The sequence below is a fragment of the Pseudostreptobacillus hongkongensis genome (genome assembly GCF_001559795.1).
Lineage (GTDB): Bacteria > Fusobacteriota > Fusobacteriia > Fusobacteriales > Leptotrichiaceae > Pseudostreptobacillus > Pseudostreptobacillus hongkongensis.
Genome location: NZ_LOHY01000088.1, coordinates 109,578 through 127,129 on the forward strand (window position 1 = coordinate 109,578; position 17,552 = coordinate 127,129).

At 24.5% G+C, this 17,552-nt stretch carries 17 protein-coding genes; 12 read left to right on the forward strand and 5 right to left on the reverse strand.

Features of this window, described 5'->3' with window-relative positions:
* The first annotated feature begins 1 nt into the window (after position 1).
* From disA to AYC59_RS04410, 6 genes are all read left to right on the forward strand, one after another.
* A complete protein-coding gene (disA, locus tag AYC59_RS04390) occupies positions 2 to 1,060 on the forward strand; it encodes a DNA integrity scanning diadenylate cyclase DisA (protein ID WP_066895599.1) in 1,059 nt (352 codons plus the stop codon).
* A gap of 10 nt (positions 1,061 to 1,070) precedes the next feature.
* A complete protein-coding gene (locus AYC59_RS07915) occupies positions 1,071 to 1,220 on the forward strand; it encodes a hypothetical protein (RefSeq protein WP_169792223.1) in 150 nt (49 codons plus the stop codon).
* Between the two features lie 8 nt (positions 1,221 to 1,228).
* A complete protein-coding gene (locus tag AYC59_RS04395; protein ID WP_066895602.1) occupies positions 1,229 to 2,701 on the forward strand; it encodes an aminoacyl-histidine dipeptidase in 1,473 nt (490 codons plus the stop codon).
* A gap of 1 nt (position 2,702) precedes the next feature.
* The gene (gene rnmV, locus AYC59_RS04400; protein ID WP_169792224.1) at positions 2,703 to 3,818 is read left to right on the forward strand and encodes a ribonuclease M5; all 1,116 of its coding nucleotides are present in this window, start codon (positions 2,703 to 2,705) and stop codon (positions 3,816 to 3,818) included.
* 82 nt (positions 3,819 to 3,900) lie between these two features.
* Positions 3,901 to 4,638 carry an acid phosphatase AphA gene (aphA, locus tag AYC59_RS04405; RefSeq protein ID WP_066895606.1) on the forward strand — a complete coding sequence of 246 codons (738 nt, stop codon included), beginning with the start codon at positions 3,901 to 3,903 and terminating at the stop codon, positions 4,636 to 4,638.
* A gap of 125 nt (positions 4,639 to 4,763) precedes the next feature.
* Positions 4,764 to 6,728, forward strand: coding sequence for a M13-type metalloendopeptidase (locus tag AYC59_RS04410; RefSeq protein WP_066895608.1), 1,965 nt, complete (start codon positions 4,764 to 4,766; stop codon positions 6,726 to 6,728).
* A gap of 27 nt (positions 6,729 to 6,755) precedes the next feature.
* On the opposite strand, the gene AYC59_RS04415 is transcribed toward AYC59_RS04410, so the two are convergent.
* From AYC59_RS04415 to AYC59_RS04425, 3 genes are read right to left on the reverse strand one after another with little or no spacing between them, the layout of a single operon-like run.
* A complete protein-coding gene (locus AYC59_RS04415; RefSeq protein ID WP_211260006.1) occupies positions 6,756 to 7,250 on the reverse strand; it encodes a flavodoxin in 495 nt (164 codons plus the stop codon).
* Positions 7,251 to 7,259: 9 nt separating this feature from the next.
* Positions 7,260 to 9,899, reverse strand: coding sequence for a single-stranded-DNA-specific exonuclease RecJ (gene recJ / locus AYC59_RS04420; RefSeq protein WP_066895612.1), 2,640 nt, complete (start codon positions 9,897 to 9,899; stop codon positions 7,260 to 7,262).
* Between the two features lie 10 nt (positions 9,900 to 9,909).
* Positions 9,910 to 10,515 carry a hypothetical protein gene (locus tag AYC59_RS04425; RefSeq protein WP_066895614.1) on the reverse strand — a complete coding sequence of 202 codons (606 nt, stop codon included), beginning with the start codon at positions 10,513 to 10,515 and terminating at the stop codon, positions 9,910 to 9,912.
* 171 nt (positions 10,516 to 10,686) lie between these two features.
* Between AYC59_RS04425 and AYC59_RS04430 the strand changes: the two genes are divergently transcribed.
* From AYC59_RS04430 to AYC59_RS04455, 6 genes are all read left to right on the forward strand, one after another.
* Positions 10,687 to 10,965 (forward strand): cupin domain-containing protein, encoded by a 279-nt coding sequence (locus AYC59_RS04430; RefSeq protein ID WP_066895616.1) that lies wholly within the window; start codon positions 10,687 to 10,689, stop codon positions 10,963 to 10,965.
* A complete protein-coding gene (gene coaE, locus AYC59_RS04435; RefSeq protein ID WP_066895618.1) occupies positions 10,962 to 11,540 on the forward strand; it encodes a dephospho-CoA kinase in 579 nt (192 codons plus the stop codon). The genes AYC59_RS04430 and coaE overlap by 4 nt, the downstream gene beginning before the upstream one ends.
* A complete protein-coding gene (gene yihA, locus AYC59_RS04440) occupies positions 11,530 to 12,111 on the forward strand; it encodes a ribosome biogenesis GTP-binding protein YihA/YsxC (RefSeq protein WP_066895620.1) in 582 nt (193 codons plus the stop codon). Before coaE ends, yihA begins: the two co-directional genes overlap by 11 nt.
* Positions 12,112 to 12,115: 4 nt before the next feature.
* The gene (locus tag AYC59_RS04445) at positions 12,116 to 12,682 is read left to right on the forward strand and encodes a LemA family protein (RefSeq protein WP_066895622.1); all 567 of its coding nucleotides are present in this window, start codon (positions 12,116 to 12,118) and stop codon (positions 12,680 to 12,682) included.
* A gap of 1 nt (position 12,683) precedes the next feature.
* Entirely contained in the window at positions 12,684 to 14,450 is a 1,767-nt protein-coding gene (locus tag AYC59_RS04450) for a DUF2207 domain-containing protein (protein WP_066895623.1), read from the forward strand.
* Between the two features lie 70 nt (positions 14,451 to 14,520).
* On the forward strand, positions 14,521 to 15,102 hold the full coding sequence (locus AYC59_RS04455) for a tetratricopeptide repeat protein (RefSeq protein WP_066895625.1): 582 nt from the start codon (positions 14,521 to 14,523) through the stop codon (positions 15,100 to 15,102).
* Positions 15,103 to 15,316: 214 nt separating this feature from the next.
* On the opposite strand, the gene AYC59_RS04460 is transcribed toward AYC59_RS04455, so the two are convergent.
* On the reverse strand, positions 15,317 to 16,882 hold the full coding sequence (locus AYC59_RS04460; RefSeq protein ID WP_066895627.1) for an Rqc2 family fibronectin-binding protein: 1,566 nt from the start codon (positions 16,880 to 16,882) through the stop codon (positions 15,317 to 15,319).
* Between the two features lies 1 nt (position 16,883).
* Positions 16,884 to 17,549 carry a MarR family winged helix-turn-helix transcriptional regulator gene (locus tag AYC59_RS04465; RefSeq protein WP_066895629.1) on the reverse strand — a complete coding sequence of 222 codons (666 nt, stop codon included), beginning with the start codon at positions 17,547 to 17,549 and terminating at the stop codon, positions 16,884 to 16,886.
* Between the last annotated feature and the right edge of the window lie 3 nt (positions 17,550 to 17,552).

Consider the following 17,552-nt stretch of genomic DNA (forward strand, 5'->3'; position numbering starts at 1 on the left):
TATGTTAGTTAAACCTGAATATGAAAAAATTATGAAAAGTATATTTAAAATAGTGGCACCAGGACAACCTTTAAGAATAGCTATAGAAAGAATACAAGAAGCCTCTTTAGGAGGACTTTTGATATTAAGTTCTATAGAAAGTATAGAAAAATATGTAGATGGAGGATTTGTTTTAAATACAGCATTTAGTCCACAAAAGGTGTATGAACTTGCAAAAATGGATGGTGCAGTTTTAATATCAGAAGATCTTAAAACTATTTATGGAGCAAATGTTCAATTACAACCTGATAAAGAGATTCAAACTGATGAAAGTGGAACAAGACATAGAACAGCAGATAGAATAGCAAAACTTACTAATAAGTTGGTTATTACCATATCAGAAAGAAGAAAAAGAATAACAGTATTTAAGGGTGATTTTAAATACATTCTAGATTTAGTAGGAGATTTATTAACTAAGGCTTCACAAGCTATTATGTCTCTTGAAAAATATGCTATATCAGTTAATAAATATATGGAAGATCTAACATTATCTGAATTTGAAAATACTGTAATTTTAGAAGAAGTTTTAAACGGTCTTAGATATTTTTATCTTATGTTTATTATGGATAAGGAAGTTAATCAATATATTATGGAACTTGGGAATGAAGGTAGATTGATAGAATTACAACATCATGAAATAATGGCAAATCAAAGAATTACTTTTAATAATTTTGTTAAAGATTATACTTTAAAAATTAGTAAGAGTCCAGAAAAGATATTTGATGAATTGATGAAACTTGAAAAAGATGAAATTAGAGAAGATGCAAAAATTGCTAAAATTTTAGGATATGATTTAAAACAAACATTGTTAGATGAAACTTTAGAATCTAAAGGATATAGAATTTTAAGTTCAGCTAATAAGTTAACTAAAAAAGATGTAGAAAATATAGTTGATCATTTTAAAAATTTAAAAAGTTTATTATCATCAGGATATGATGAAATATATAGTATAAAAGGGATGGGGAAATTTAAAACTGAAAGAGTTTTAAGAATGAAAGAAAAATTTGAAAATAAATATTAGTGAGGAGTTTATGGAGTTTTATAAAAAATTAATAGTTAAAATACTTGAAAGAAGTGCTCTTGCAAGTGACGATAAAATACTTAAGAAATTAAAAAATAATGAAGATTTAAATCAAGAGGAAAGAAGATATTTAGAAGAAATTTTAGAAAATATTGTCTAGGAGGAAAAATGAATACAGTAACTAAAGGAATCTATCCTGAAAATGTACTTGGATTTTTTGAAGAAATTTCAAAAATACCTAGAGGATCAGGAAAAGAAAAACAAATAAGTGATTGGTTAGTAAATTTTGCAAAAGAAAGAAATTTGGAAGTATATCAAGATAAATATAATAATGTGGTTATAAAAAAAGAAGCAACAAGTGGATATGAAAACTATATGCCTTTAATTTTACAAGGACACATGGATATGGTTTGGGAAAAAAATAAAGATGTTGACTTTGATTTTGAAAAAGAAGGTATAAAATTAAAAATAGAAAATGGATATTTAATGGCACAAGGAACAACTCTTGGTGCAGATAATGGTATAGCTGTTGCAATGGCACTTGCTATTTTAGATTCAAAAGATATTAAACATCCAGCACTTGAAATTTTAATTACAACTGATGAAGAAGTTAATATGGTAGGTGCAGAAAATTTTGATACAAGTCTATTAAAAGGTAAGAAAATGATAAATCTTGATACTGAAGAAGTTGGGAAAATTTATGTAAGTAGTGCAGGTGGAGCAACTTTAAAATTAAGTAGTAAAGTTGAGAATTATTCATTAGATAAAGAAGATAAAGTATATCTTATAGAAATTCTAGGATTAAAAGGAGGACATTCAGGTGCAGAAATCCATTTAAATTTAGGAAATTCTATTAAGATATTATCTAAATTATTAAAACATCTTTCTATTAATCATAACTATGAACTTATAGAAATTGATGGCGGAAATAAGGATAATGCTATACCTAGAGAAGCACATGCTAAAATTGCAACTAGATCAAGTATTGATAGTATAAAAGAATTATTAGATAAATTTATAGTTGTTGAAAAAGACAATTATCCTGAAGAATTAGGATTAAGATATGAAATAAAAGAAATATCAGATAAATCTTTAAGAAAAATATCTGATAGAGATACACATAAATTAGTATCATTTTATAATGAATTTCCTCATGGAGTAAGAACTATGAGTCAAAGTATAGAAGGACTTGTTCAAACATCACTTAATTTTGGTGTTTTAAAAACAGAATTAGAGGGTAATAATTCAATATTTAAAATCAATACATTACTTAGAAGTTCAAGTGTAAAAGAATTAGATGATTTACAAGAATTTGTAATAGAATTAGCTAAAAAATATGAAACTGAGGGAGTTAAGGTACCATCTTTCCATCCTTGGGAATATAGGGAAGATTCATCTTTAAGAAGATTAAGTGAAAAAGTATTCTATAATAAATTCAATAAGGAAATTGAAATGAAGGCTATTCATGCTGGGCTTGAATGTGGTCTGTTTACAGATAAAATAGAGGATTTAGATGTAATATCATTTGGTCCAGATATTTTTGGAGCTCATACTCCTGAAGAAAGAATGGGACTTGAAAGTGTTAAAATTACTTGGGATTACTTATTAGAAATTCTTAAGGAATATAATTTGGTTGATTAAAATGATGGAAAAGTTAAAAATAGATGATATAGTTATAGTTGAAGGTAAAGATGATGTAAGTAAATTAAATCAAGTTATTGATGCTACAATTATACCTCTTCACGGTAGTGTGGGACTAAGTAGAGAAAAAATAGAGATAATAAAACAATTGTCTGAAAAAAATAATATAATATTATTAACAGATCCTGATTTTACAGGAAAGAGGATAAGAGATAAAATAAACTCTAGTGTTAAGTCAAACATATTTAATCTTTATGTTCCAAGAAGCATAGCAACTAAAAAAGAAAATGTAGGCGTTGAAAATGTTGATAAAGAGGAACTGTATAGAATATTTTTAGAATATTTAGAAAACAAAGAAGAAATTATTAAGAAATCTACATATAAGTATACGATAAAAGACCTTATAGAGCATAATTTAACAGGAACATTAGATTCGAAACTAAGACGGGAAGTTTTAGGAGATTTATTAAAAATAGGATATTTTAATTCTAAATCATTAATCAATGTTTTAAATGGTATGTGTATATCATATGAGGAATTTTGTAAGAAGATTATAATTATGAATAATAAACTTGATAGGAAAGAAAAGGTAGGTATAATATTTGGGAAATTTATACCCGTACATAATGGACATCTGAATTTTATAAAAGAAGCAGCTCAATTAGTTGATAAGTTGTATGTAACTTTGTGTGTTGAAAAAACTCGTGATGATAATTTAATTTTTAATTCAACTTTACCTAAGGTTATAACAGAAAATGATAGATATAGATTTTTGAAAAAAGAACTTTCAGGATTATTCAATGTTGAGATATTAATTTTAAGAGAAGAAGGAATAGAAACTTATCCTAATGGTTGGCTATCTTGGACTAAAAGAGTAGTAGAATTATTAGAAAAAAATAATATAGTTATAAATTCCGTTTTTTCAAATGAAACACAAGATACAGTTAATTATAAAAAATATTTTAAAGGGTATAAAGTTTTTTCTAAAGAACTTGATGTACATGTTATGGATCCTAAAAGATTTGCATATAATGTGTCTGCTACTAAAATTAGAACAAATTATGAAGAATATAAAAAGTATTTACCAAAATCAGTACTCGACTTTTTAGAAAAATAATTATAAATATAATAATAAGTATTGCATTTAAGAAAAATCAAGGTATACTTACTATGTAACTTGTAATTTATTGGAGGTCAAAATGAAAAAAATGATGTTAGTTGCCGCGTTAATGGCATTTGGGGCACTTTCTTATACTGCAGAAAAAGAACCTTATACTCATAAAGGTTATACAACTAAGGAATTAATGGTTGTTGGAGAAAATAATGCAAAAGAAGTTAAATGGGTAACTGTTGATGATATTAGAGAAAGTTTAAAAAATACAGGTCCTATAGTTGTTAGCTTTGACATAGATGATACAGTACTTGCATCAAGCCCATGTTTCTTCTACGGTGAAAAACATTTTTCTAAAGAAGGTGTTAAATACACTCGTAATCAAGAATACTGGAATTTCTTAGATGAATCTAAATGTGATGAATATTCATTACCTAAAAATTCTTCTAAAGAAATAATTAAAATGCATTTAGACAGAGGAGACCAAGTAATATTTATAACAGGTAGAACAGCTGCTAAAGGGTATACTGGAGATAAATTAGACTCAACAGCTATGATTTTACAAAAAGAATTTGGTATAACTAATATGAAACCTATTTCATATAGAACACCTGAAACAAAAGCAGCAAATAAATATGACAAAACTTACTATATTAAAAAATATGGTGTTTCATTACACTATGGAGATAGTGATGATGATATCTTAGCAGCAAGAGAATCAGGAATAAGAGGAATAAGAGTAGAAAGAGCTCTTAACAGTAATAATACATCAGGAGCTTTAAATGGTGGATATGGTGAAGAAGTAGTTAAAAATTCTTCATACTAGATAAATATAACAAACTGAATCAGTGTAAAAGCTGATTCTTTTTTGTTTATTTTAAAGAGTTTTTTACTTGCATCTAAAATATATATATGTTAAAATTAAAAAAAATGTAGAGAAAGGAAGATTAAATGAAGAAAATAATTAAGTTATTAACATTATTTGTATTAGCATCATTTTTATCTTTTTCGTCAAGTAAATCTGTAAGACTTGAAGATGATTTTTATACTTATGTTAATAAAGAGTGGCAATCTAAACATCCTATACCAAAAGGAGAAACTGATATAGATAATTTCTCTATAATTGTAGATAAAACAGAAGAACAATTAAAGAAATTAGTAGCTGAGTTAGTTAAAAATGAAAAGAAATTAAAAGAAGGTAGTGATGAACAAAAACTTGTTACTTTCTATGATATGGCTAAAGATTTTAAAACTAGAAATAAGTTAAGAATAAAACCTATACAAAATGAGCTTAAAGCAATAGGTTCAGTAAAAACAATGAAAGAATTTATTGAACTTAATAAAGAACAAATACTAACAGGTAATAGTATGATTTATTCTATATCTGTATATAAAGATACTAAGGATAATACTCAGAATGTTTTATACATAGATACTCCTGGTATAGGTCTTTCAAAACTTTATATCGAAGGTACTAATTCTTATGCTAAAAAGAGACAAAAAGCATATAAGAATAATTTAATAAATATATTCATGTATAAAGGGGATAGTAAAAAAGAAGCTATAAGAAAAGCTGATTTAGTATTTAATTTAGAAACTAAAATTGCTAAATTTATGAGAACTCAAGAAGAAGATCAAGATGTTGAGAAATCATATAACATATTGAGTATAGAGGATATAAATAATATAGCGAATAAGTTAGGATATAAAGAAATACTTGATAAATATGACTTATCTAAAGCTAAAAAAATTATAGTTTCAGACCCTAATTTCCTTGAAAAATTTACAGAATTATTAACTGATGAAAATTTAGAAGCATTTAAAGCAAAACAAGAATATACGTTAATAAAATCAAATACTATGTATTTAGATAAAAAGTTAATAGAAATATCTGCTAAATATTCACAAGAAATTTTAGGAGTATATAATATGGAAAATAATAGTACTTTAGCATATTATGTTACAAGTAGTATATTTTCTGATGCATTAGGAAAAGCATATGTAGATAAATATTTTGATCCTAAAACTAAGCAAGAAGTTATAAATATGATGGAAGATATTAAAGAAACTTATAGAAGAAGAATAAGAGAATTAGATTGGATTAAAGAAGAAACTAAAAATAAGGCAATAGAAAAAATAAATAAATTATCATTACATGTTGGATATCCTGATAAATGGGAAAATTTAAATGGAATAGAGATAAAATCATATGAACAAGGTGGAAATTTAGTTTCAAATAAAAATAAAATAGTTGAACATGAAATTATTAAGAATTTCAAAGAATTAGGAGAAAAACCTGATAGAAATAAATGGGGATCACCAACTTATGAAGTAAATGCATATTATGATATGGAGGCTAATGCAATAGTTGTTCCAGCTGGAATAATTCAATCACCATTATATGATCCTAAAGGAACTCCTGAACAAAAATTAGGGGGTCTTGGAGCTATACTTGGACATGAATTAAGTCATGGATTTGATAGAACAGGAGCATTATTTGATTCTAATGGTAATTTAAATCCTTGGTGGAATGAAGAAGACTATAAGCAATTCCAAATTAAAGTTAAGAAAGTTGCAGAGCTATTCTCTAAAATAGAAGTTAAACCAGGACATTTTGTTAATGGTGAAATATCAACAGGGGAAATAATGGCTGATATTGGTGGAGTTACAGTAGTTTTAGATATAGCTAAGCAAAAAGGATATGATTTAGATAAAGTGTTTAAAGCATATGCTAAAGTTTGGAGAGGAAATATTCTAGATGAAGCATTAATTGCTAATTTAACTGACAATCATCCACCTGCAAAGTATAGAGTTAATAATATAGTTAATCTTATGGATGATTTTTACAAGACATATAATATAAAAGAAACAGATAAAATGTATGTAAAACCTGAAGATAGAATAAAAGTTTGGTAAAAAAATGGAGATGTTTTATACATCTCCTTATTTCATTTCTTCTTTAAGTTGTTCACACCATGCATTAACTCTATCTTCAGATAAGTCAGGTTGATTTAATTCATCTATTGCAAGGCCTATAAATTTTCCATTTTTAACAGCTGCAGATCTTGTAAATTCATAGCCATCTGTATCTGTAAATCCAATTAATTTTGCGTTTGCTTTTTTTGCTTTATTATACAATATCTCTATAGCATCTATGAATGAATCAGAAAATGATGCTTGATCTCCTGTTCCAAATAATGCAACATACTTATCACTTAAATCCATATCTTCTATTTCATCAATATATATCATCCATTCATCTTGTAGATCTCCTAATCCCCAAGTTGGAGACCCCCATATTAATAAATCATAATCTGGGAAACCATCTATACCATTAGATATTTCAATTACATCTGCATCATCAAAATTATCTGCTATTCTATGTGCTATATCTTCAGTTGTTCCAGTAGTAGTACCATAATAAATTCCAACTTTCATTATTCCTCCTTAATAATAATCAATAATACTATTATCAGTATATATTATTTTTCCTTTTTTTGCTAGTTCTAATATATATTTTTTGTTTTCTATTGGTAAATAGTGTAAAAATATACTTTCATAGTCTATATTTTTTAGTAAATTTTTACTTATTTTCACTATATTTTTGGGTAATTTAGTATTAAATATGATATTTTCTAGTTTATCACTTTTAATTTCTGAATCATAGATAACGATAGCTTTTTCATAATTTATTTTAAAATTAGGTAATTTTATACTATTGAAATCAAATATACATATATCATTTGAATTTCGTATATTTATTTTATCTATGAAGTTACAATAAGTCTTAAATTCTGGTTTTTCTTTGAAATATTTATTTGTTGTATAGAAGTTTATTTTCCTATCATTTTCAAAATAATATTTAATAGATATAGTTAGTAATAAATTGTATAAATAGCTTTCAGTAATATCTACAGGTTCTTCTTCAAGTTCAATCTTTATATTATCTCTATTTATATGTATAGACTTATTTTCTTTATAAAATATAGAAAGAGCTTTTTTTGTAAAATCATTATAAGGTATATCTTTTAATAAGAAGTTCTTAATATTTCTAAATTGAACTGAATCACTATTAGAATAATTTTCAAGCTTATGTTTCTTCTTTATTAAAATATGAACAATATTATGATATTGTCTTTTATCTATTTCTTCTATTTTTATTTCAAATTCATAGTTATAGAAATTATGTAGTTGATCAAGCAAATTAGAAATATTTTGATCAAGTTTTGAAATAGTCTTTTTACCCATCATAATAGAATAATTTGAAAAATTCTTTTTAATATGTAATTTATCTTCGCTATCTATATCTATAGTAGTATAAAATACTGATTTAATTGGGAAAGAAGTATAATACATAGAATGGTAGAAATGAAATCTATCATCTTTTAATTTAGATTTTTTCATATCTTCTATTAATATATTAGGATAAAATCTATCGTTAAATTCAGATGTTTCTAATTTAAATACGATATCATAAAAAATAGAGTCATTAGTTAGTTCAGAAATCTTATCAGAATTATTAAACCAAATAGCATTTTTTACAGAAAATCCTTTTTGATCTATATCAAACTTAAGATGCTGCTTTTTAGCTCCTATTAAGTTTGGGTTATGTATTATACAATTTTCTGTCATAAGTATTGGAGTTGAATTACCAAATCCAAATGGTTTAAGTAGATTTAAACTTTGTATAAATTCATAAGATATTTTCTGTGCAGGAATTTTCATATCTATGTTTATATTTTTTATTAAACTTATTCCTTGTAGTTGTTTAGTTGCATATTCTTCCATATCTTTTTTGAATTTTTCTAAGTTTTCTAGTTTAATAGTAAAACCTGCAGCATTAGAATGACCACCAAATTTTATAAGGTCTTTTGAAAAATATGAAAGAGCTTTAGTAATATTAAATCCTTCTACAGAACGACAAGAACCAACGGCTATTCCTTCATCTAAATTTTCTTCTATTATTATTGCTGGTTTATAATATTTTTCAACAACTTTTGAAGCCACTATTCCTATAATTCCGTGATGAAATTCAGGAGAGTGGAATATTAAAATATCTTTTTTGTTATAATTATTATGTTCTATTTCTTCTAATAGATTATCAATTATTTCATCCTGTATTTTCTTCCTATTAATATTGTTTGATATTAAGTTTTGAGCAAGTGCATTAATTTCTACTGTACTTTCAGAAATTAATAATTTTACTGCAAGCTTAGCATCAGATAATCTACCAACTGCATTAAATATTGGAGCTATTTTAAATGAAACATCCCCCACAGTTATATCTTTATTATTTAATTCTAATTTATTAATAATACTACGAAGTCCAAGATTTTTTGTTGTTTTAAATTTTTCAAGTCCATGTTTTACTATAATTCTATTTTCTTTAATTAAAGGCATAATATCAGCTATAGTACCAAGTGCGACTATATCTAAAAAATCAAAAACTTCTTCAAGTCTATTTAATTTTTTAAACATAGTGTAAACTAACATAAATACGACACCAACACCTGCAAGATTAGGGAAACTATATTTATTATCTAATCTTTTAGGATTAACACAGGCATGGGATTTAGGTATATTACTAGATATATCATGGTGGTCTGTTATAACAACACGCATACCAAGTTCTTTAATATATTCAACTTCTGAATGAGAACTAATACCACAATCAACTGTTATTATTAAATCTACATTTTTACTTTTTATCTCATCTATAGCATTTTTATTTAAACCATAGCCTTCATTTCTTAAAGGAATATAGTATATGATATTACTAGCACCTAACTTTTTTAAAGATAAATACAAAATAGATGTAGAGGTAATACCATCTACATCATAATCACCGTATATACATATTTTTTTATCATTTTTAATAGCATCTTCTATTTCTAAAATTGCTAAATCTAAATCAATTAAACCTTGAGGATCTTCTAAATTTTCAAGTTTAGGATTAATAAATTTAATAATATCATTTTTTTTAGTTATACCACGATTGGCAAGTATATTTAATATATTATAATCTATAGGGATATCAAAAGGGGTTAATTTAGATTTTTTTTCTAAAAGTGACCATTTTGTTTTCATTTTTAACCTACTATCTTAAAATATCTTGAATTGTTGTTAATAATAATGGAACAAATACAACTCCATCAAAATCATCAGATGCACGTCCTTTATCAAAGATTAAAATTAAAGCATCTTCTTCTAAGTAGAATGAACTAACAGAACTCATACCTTTAAAGTGAGAATTAGTTTTAATTCCAAATTGTGCTATTCTATCATTTAATAAATTTTTTAGAGAATCAGAATTTCCAAGAACATTAGAAAGACTTAATACATCACCTGTTTTTGCATCAAATACTAAACCTTTAAATTTAACTTCATCAGAACCAGGGTTAGAATTAATAAGTACAGTTGATATAAAGGCTGAATTATTAGCTGTTAGCATAACCTCTGTAATACTATCAGTATCTTTTGTAAAGTTGTGTACTTCTCTATCTATTCTATCATTTATTTTTTTATTTAATTTAGTATTTTCTGAATTGAATACTAATAATTTATTTTTATCTTTAGTTGTTTCAGAAACTGAAAATAAAGGCTCACTACCAAATCTATATCCATTAAAAGTAAATGCGTTAGATATATTTGATATTCCTAATACTAACAGTCCTATAAGCATAAGTTTTTTTATTGAATTCATTATTTATCATCCTTCCTTTCTTTACTTTAGTATATACTAAAATAATTAAAAAATCAACAATACTAATGATAAAATAAGGGAAAGAAATGTCAACAGTAAGGATAAGAATATTAAAAAAAATAAGGAAAATATTTTGAAAATATAGTATAATAAATGAGGAGGTACTTATATATGAAAAATGAATATGGAGAAAATGTTGATATACTTTTTAATAATAATATAAAAGTAGAAAGAATAGAATCATTTTCAAATACTACAGGGTATATGTCTGATGAAAAAGATGAATTTGTTTATTTACTTGAGGGAGAGGCTATACTTGAAATATATGGTAAAGAAAGCAAGCTATACAAAGATTCATATATATTTATACCTAAAAATACAGTTCATAGAGTTACTTATACAAGTTATGATTGTAGATGGCTTTGTATATTTTTAAAAGGAGAAATATGAAAATAGGATTAACAGGTTCTATAGGTGTAGGTAAAAGTTTAGTTTTTGAATATATTAAGGATATATTTAAGGATGAAGCTACTTATATAGATGCTGATTTAATAACTACAGAAATGTATCAAAAAAAAGAAGTATTAGATACTCTTAAGAGTATGTTTGGTACAAATGATAGAAAAAAAATAGGAGAGATCGTATTTAAAGATAAAGGTAAACTAAAAGATTTAAATACATATATGCATAAAGCTATAATTGAAGAAATAAAGAAAAGAATGGAAGAAAGTGATAAAGCATATATTGTGGTGGATATTCCCCTTCTTTATGAATTAAAACTTGAAAATTTATTTGATGAAGTTATAGTAGTGTATGCAGATAAAGAAACTCAAATAAATCGTATAATACTAAGAAATGGTTTAAATAGAGAAGAAGCAAGAAGAAGAGTAGATTCTCAAATGTCTATAGAAGAAAAAAAAGAAAAAACTAAATTTGTTATTGATAATATGAGTGATAAAGATCATTTATATAAACTTACAAAGGAGGTTGTTTTTAAATTAATAGGAGGTAAAAATGCAGATTAAATCAGCAGATTATATAGCAAGTTGTGTTAAAGAAAGCAATTATCCTGAGAAATTAGAAAATGTTGAAATTGCGTTTGTTGGAAGATCTAATGTGGGTAAATCTTCACTTATTAATTCACTTGTAAAAAGAAAGAATTTAGCAAGAACAAGTAAAACACCTGGTAGAACTCAACTTGTAAATTTCTTTTTAATCAATAAGGATAGATATTTTGTGGATCTTCCTGGATATGGATTTGCTAAAGTTCCGGCAAATATTAAGAAAAATTGGGGAAATATAATGGAAGAATATCTAAATTCTGAAAGAAGAAAAGTTGTTTTTGTACTTTTAGATATAAGAAGAATTCCTAGTGGTGAAGACTTTGAAATGTTAAAATATTTAGAGCATTATGAAATAGAGTATTACATAATATTTACAAAAAGTGATAAATTATCTAATAATGAAAGATTTAAGCAATTAAAGGAAATTAAGAAAAAATTAGTATTTGAAAATGAAGATGTATTCTTTCATTCATCTTTAAAAAATACAGGAAGAGAAGAAATTTTAGAATTTATAGAAAGTTTAGGAGAGTAATAATATGATGATATTTTTAATTATTTTAGTAATTTTAGCAGTTATAGTATTTTATGCTATAGGAGTTTATAATAATTATGTTAATTATGATGTAGAAAATAAGAAAGCTTTTAGTGATTTAGGTACATTTTTACAAAAAAGATTAGACTTAATTCCTAATCTTGTTGAGACAGTTAAAGGATATGCAAGTCATGAATCTAAAACTTTAGAAAGTGTAGTTGAAGCTAGAAATAGAATGCTTAAAATAGATTTAAGTGATTCAAAAAATATCGAAGAAATACAAGCTATGGAAAATCAATTAACAAAAACTTTAAGAAGTCTATTTGCTTTAAATGAATCTTATCCAGATTTAAAAGCAAATACTAGTTTTTTAGAATTACAAGAAACTTTAAAAGAAATTGAAAGTGAAATAGTTGGTGCAAGAAGATATTACAATGCAACAGCCGGAGATTTAAATAAGTTTATAAGAAAATTCCCTGCAGTATTATTTGCTGGAATATTTAGATTTAAAGGAGCAGAATTATTTAAAGAAGATATCGATGCAAAGCAAGCTCCAAAAGTGAGTTTTTAATATGAAAAAATTAGTTTTATTACTATTTTTAAGTATAATTACATTTTCTTCTGAAAGTATAAAGAATTTTAATATGGATGTAGAAGCTCTTAGTAATGGAGTATTAAATGTAAACGAAAAAATAGTATACAGAACGGATGAATACGGGAAACATGGAATTTATAGGATAATGCCATATAAATATTCTAATGGTTCATATTTTAAATTTGAAGATAGAATAAAGTTTGATAATTTTAAAGTAACAGATGAAAACGGAGTAGATATACCTGTAGTTGAAGAATATGAAAAAAATGTTGTATCACTTAGAATAGGAAGTGAAAGAAAATTAATAGAGCCTAATAAAGATTATACATTTAATATTAGTTATAGGATATATAATATAATTAGAAAGAAAAATAATATAGTTCAGATATATTTAAATGCCTTAGGTAATTATTGGGAAATGCCTGTTGAAAATTTTAATTTAAAAATATCTGGTATAAATGGGAATATTGATGTTTATACTGGTCTTTTAGGACAACAAAATAAAGATTATACTATAAGCCAAAGTAATGGAGAATATATTATTTCTACTAATAAAGTTTATTCACCTGGTGAAGGTTTATCATTTATATTAAATTCTACAGATTTTAACTATACGAGTAATGATATGTGGTTAAATAGAATACATGCATATACAGCTTTGTTTATATTACCTATAATAATATGTATTTTAGGTATAATAAACTTACTTATTTATATATATAGAAATAAAAATAGAGTTAAAGATTCAATAGTTGTAGAATATTTACCACCTAAAGTATCTCCTGTTATTGCTAAAAAAATATTATTTTCAGAGATTAATGGATTAAGTAATTATGAGAATACTTTAGTTGTATTATTTCAATTAATAGATAAGAATATAGTTTCATTTAAGGAAAGAAATCCTATACATGAAAATGAAGAATATGTTAGAAAAGTTGGACAAACATATAATAAAAAGGTTAAAAAATTTGAAGATTATGTTGAAAAACAGTATTATGTTAATACTGATATTACTAATAAATATTTAAATGAGAATTTATTAAGTGATGAGGAAAAAATTTCTTTAAATAAGTTACTTTTAGTTAAAAATGATATATTTAAAAATTCTAAAGTAATGTATGAATTGGAACAAAATTTAACTACATATGTAAATAAAAAATATAGTGATAATTATGCTAAAAGAATTTATAGATACTTGTTGATGTTAATTCTTCCAGTTATAGTAATAAGTATATTAACGGTTATTTATTTAGATACAGAACCTATCCCGGTTTCTATTTCAATAATATTACTTATTCTTAGTATAATTAATTCCTTTAATGTATATAAATATACTAGTTTATATAAATTTGACTATCTTAAAGCCAAGGGATTTTATAAATTTTTAAGTACTGTAGAAAAGGAAAAATTTGGTTACTTCAATAATATAGATGATATAGTATCATATTTTAGAAAAATATTACCTTATGCGTTAGCTTTTGGACTAGAAAACAAGTATTTAAGATTGTTAGATTCAGTTATAGATGATTATGGATTTGATAGGGAATTAGTGTATGGTAGAACTAATTATTATCATATAATAAATAGAGCATATTACTATAATATGATAAATGATTTATTAATCAGAGAAACTAAAGTTAGAAATAAAAATAATTATGGAGGTAAATCAAGCTTTTCTGGTGGTTTTTCAAGCACAGGATCTTCAGGTGGAGGATTTTCTGGAGGTGGAGGTCATAGTTGGTGATTTTCCTTGTAAAAATTTATTAAATATGTTAAAATTAAATTAGATAATAAAGATGAAAGGAAAGATATTTATGTTATCAACATTGGTTTTTAGAGAATTTAGATATAAGGGTAATATAGAGGAGTATAAACAAGAATTAAAGGATAAAATATCTAAAGATACTTCTGATGTAGAAACTTTAAAAAAATTAGCTGGTGTTTATCATGCTTATTTTGAAAATGATAAAGCTATAGAGCTTTATGAAAAACTTGCAGAATATCTTCCAAATGATCATGAAATAGAAGGATATTTAGGTTATCTTTATTATGAAAATTCTAATTTAAATGAAGCAGAAGAAAGACTTAAGAATGCTATATATTTAAGTGAAAAAGAACCTTTCTTATTATTCCTTTTAGGTAATGTATACTCTAGAAAAGGTATGATAAGAGAAGCGCTAGATTGTTATGAATTAGCAATATTTTTAGATTTTGATATGTATGGAGCACATATAGATTTTGGTAGAAAATATGAACATATGGGAAGACATAAGAGAGCACTTAAAGAATTTAAAGCAGCTTATGATATAGATTCAAGAGATGTTGAATTATTAAATAAAATAAAACACGTTGAAGAAAGAATAAAAGAAAAAGAATTAAATAAAAAAACAATATAAGAATACACCTTAGGGTGTATTTTTTTAGAAATTTTATCATAATATTCCCTTTAAAATTGATGTATATGCCTATAATAAAAAAATATTCAGATTTAGATAACTTTGATATGGAACAGTTTTTAAATAATTTAAAATACGATGATATAGTATCATATAAATTTAATATGATAAATTAAAAGTAGAATAATTAAAAATCCGAGAGAAATCTCGGATTTTAATATTCACTAACATCTAAACTTTTGAAGTTTGTGAAAGTAACATTACCATATTTATTTGTTCTTTTTACATTAACTCTTTCAGTATAATCAATAGTTTTAGTATGTGTTCCTTTAGAATTACGTGCAGCAAGACGAGCAGCTTCAAGTAATACATTATCTGGAACTTCTTTTTTATTTGTTTGTATAATTACATGAGATCCTGGTATATCTCTAACATGTAACCAAACATCATTATTTTTAGCCTTTTCAAATGTTAGATAATTATTCTCGCTACTATTTCTTCCAACAAAAATTTCAAAATTATCTACCACATATTTCAATAATTCTCTTTTAGCATTTTTGTTCTTTTTATTGTTATTTTTAGTATTTTTGTATATATTTAATTCTTTTTCTATTTCTTCAAGACCTACAAATTCATTTTCTCTTTCAAGGAAATCAAGAGTTTCATTTAAATATATCTGTTCTTCATATAGATTTGATAATCTTTCATTTGATATTTCTAAACCTTTTTTACTTTTTCTATAACGTGTATAGTATAATTTAAGATTATCACTAGGAGATTTTTTTATATCAAGATCTATGTTTATCATCTTATTTGTTGCATAATCCATAACTTCTATATTTTTATCTCTAGGTTTTATTAAATATAGGTTTGATGCAAGTAAATCACCAATATATCTATAGTAATCGAAATTTTTATCTTTTTCTATATCTTCCTTTAATTTTAGTATAGTTTTCTCATTCTTTTTAATCTTATTTTTTATATGTTTTTCTATATTTTTCTTTTTATCACGAATTAAACTAACACCTTTAAAGTTATCAAAGTATGAGTTTATTGCTTCATTTAAATTATTGAATTCATATTTTTCAAGATTTGCATATTTACTAAAATTATTGTAAGTTAGATAAACTGATTTATTATCTAAATATATATATGGAGTATAATTTAAACTAAGTAATTTTCTTTTTTCAATATCATTATATGTATCTTGAGCAAAGATATTACCTATACCATTTATTTTTTCTATCATTTCAGAAGCATTTGTATAGACATCTGTGTAATTTAATATATTTTTTTCGTTTTTAAATGATTCATATTCTGATCCTATAGAATAAAATCTTTTGCTATCTATACTAGAGTTATTATTTAAAACATTTAATATTATCCTATTTTCATTTAGCAAGAATATATTAGAATGTCTTCCCATTAATTCAAAAATTATGTATGTAACATCCATATTTCCAGAAATATTTACTCTATTAAATGTAAATTGAATTATTCTATCATTATTTAAAGTTTCAACATTAATAAGTTCGGCATGATCTAAGTATTTTCTTAAAGATAAAAGAAAATTAGAAGAAAAACTATTATTTTCTTCTTTTTTTTCTTTAATATACACTATAGATTCATTATCCTTTATTTGAAAAAATAATTGTTTTTTAGAGAAAAATAAAGAAAATGAACTATTATCATATTGAAATATTTTATTAACTTTAAATTTATTTAGATCATTTAATTCTTGTGTAAGGAATTTAATACCTATACTATCTAAGTAAATCAAATTAATTTGCTCCTTTCTTTGTAGCAAATACATAAAGAGCTTGTTCTTTTGTTATTAATTTTTCATGATTATTAAGTTTAATTTTTATAGAATCTTTATATATATCAAGAATTTCAACAATAGATTTTAATTGTAGACCTATTTCAGAAATTGCAAGACGAATAACACTATTTCCTTTAACTTCAGTAACTTCTAATATATCATTTTTTGAAAATTTTGTTAAATCTTCAGGTTCTATATTAAGTTTAAGATTTTTTAAGTTATCTAAAATTTCTTGAAAAGTATTCATAAAATCTTCAAGTTTTTCACGAGGTATATCCTTAGTTACTTTTTCAAGAGTAGTAGTATGGAAATTACCGTGGTAGTTATATGCTATTAGTCCTTTTTTATTAAGGTTAACATATACTTTTCTTTTATCTGTTCTTGAACGAGTTCTGTTTAAAAACTTTTTTTCTTCAAGCCTTGAAAGTGCAGCTGAAGTTGAACCCATAGTTATACCTAATCTATTAGATAACTCCTTTATAGTTATTTTTTCAAGACCTATACATTCTATAATATGTAATTCTGTTGTAGTTAAACATTTAATGAATAGGCTTAAGTTTATTTCTTCCATTTTATAGTAAGTTTTATAGAAATTATCTATAATTAACTCCATTTTCTCGTACATAAT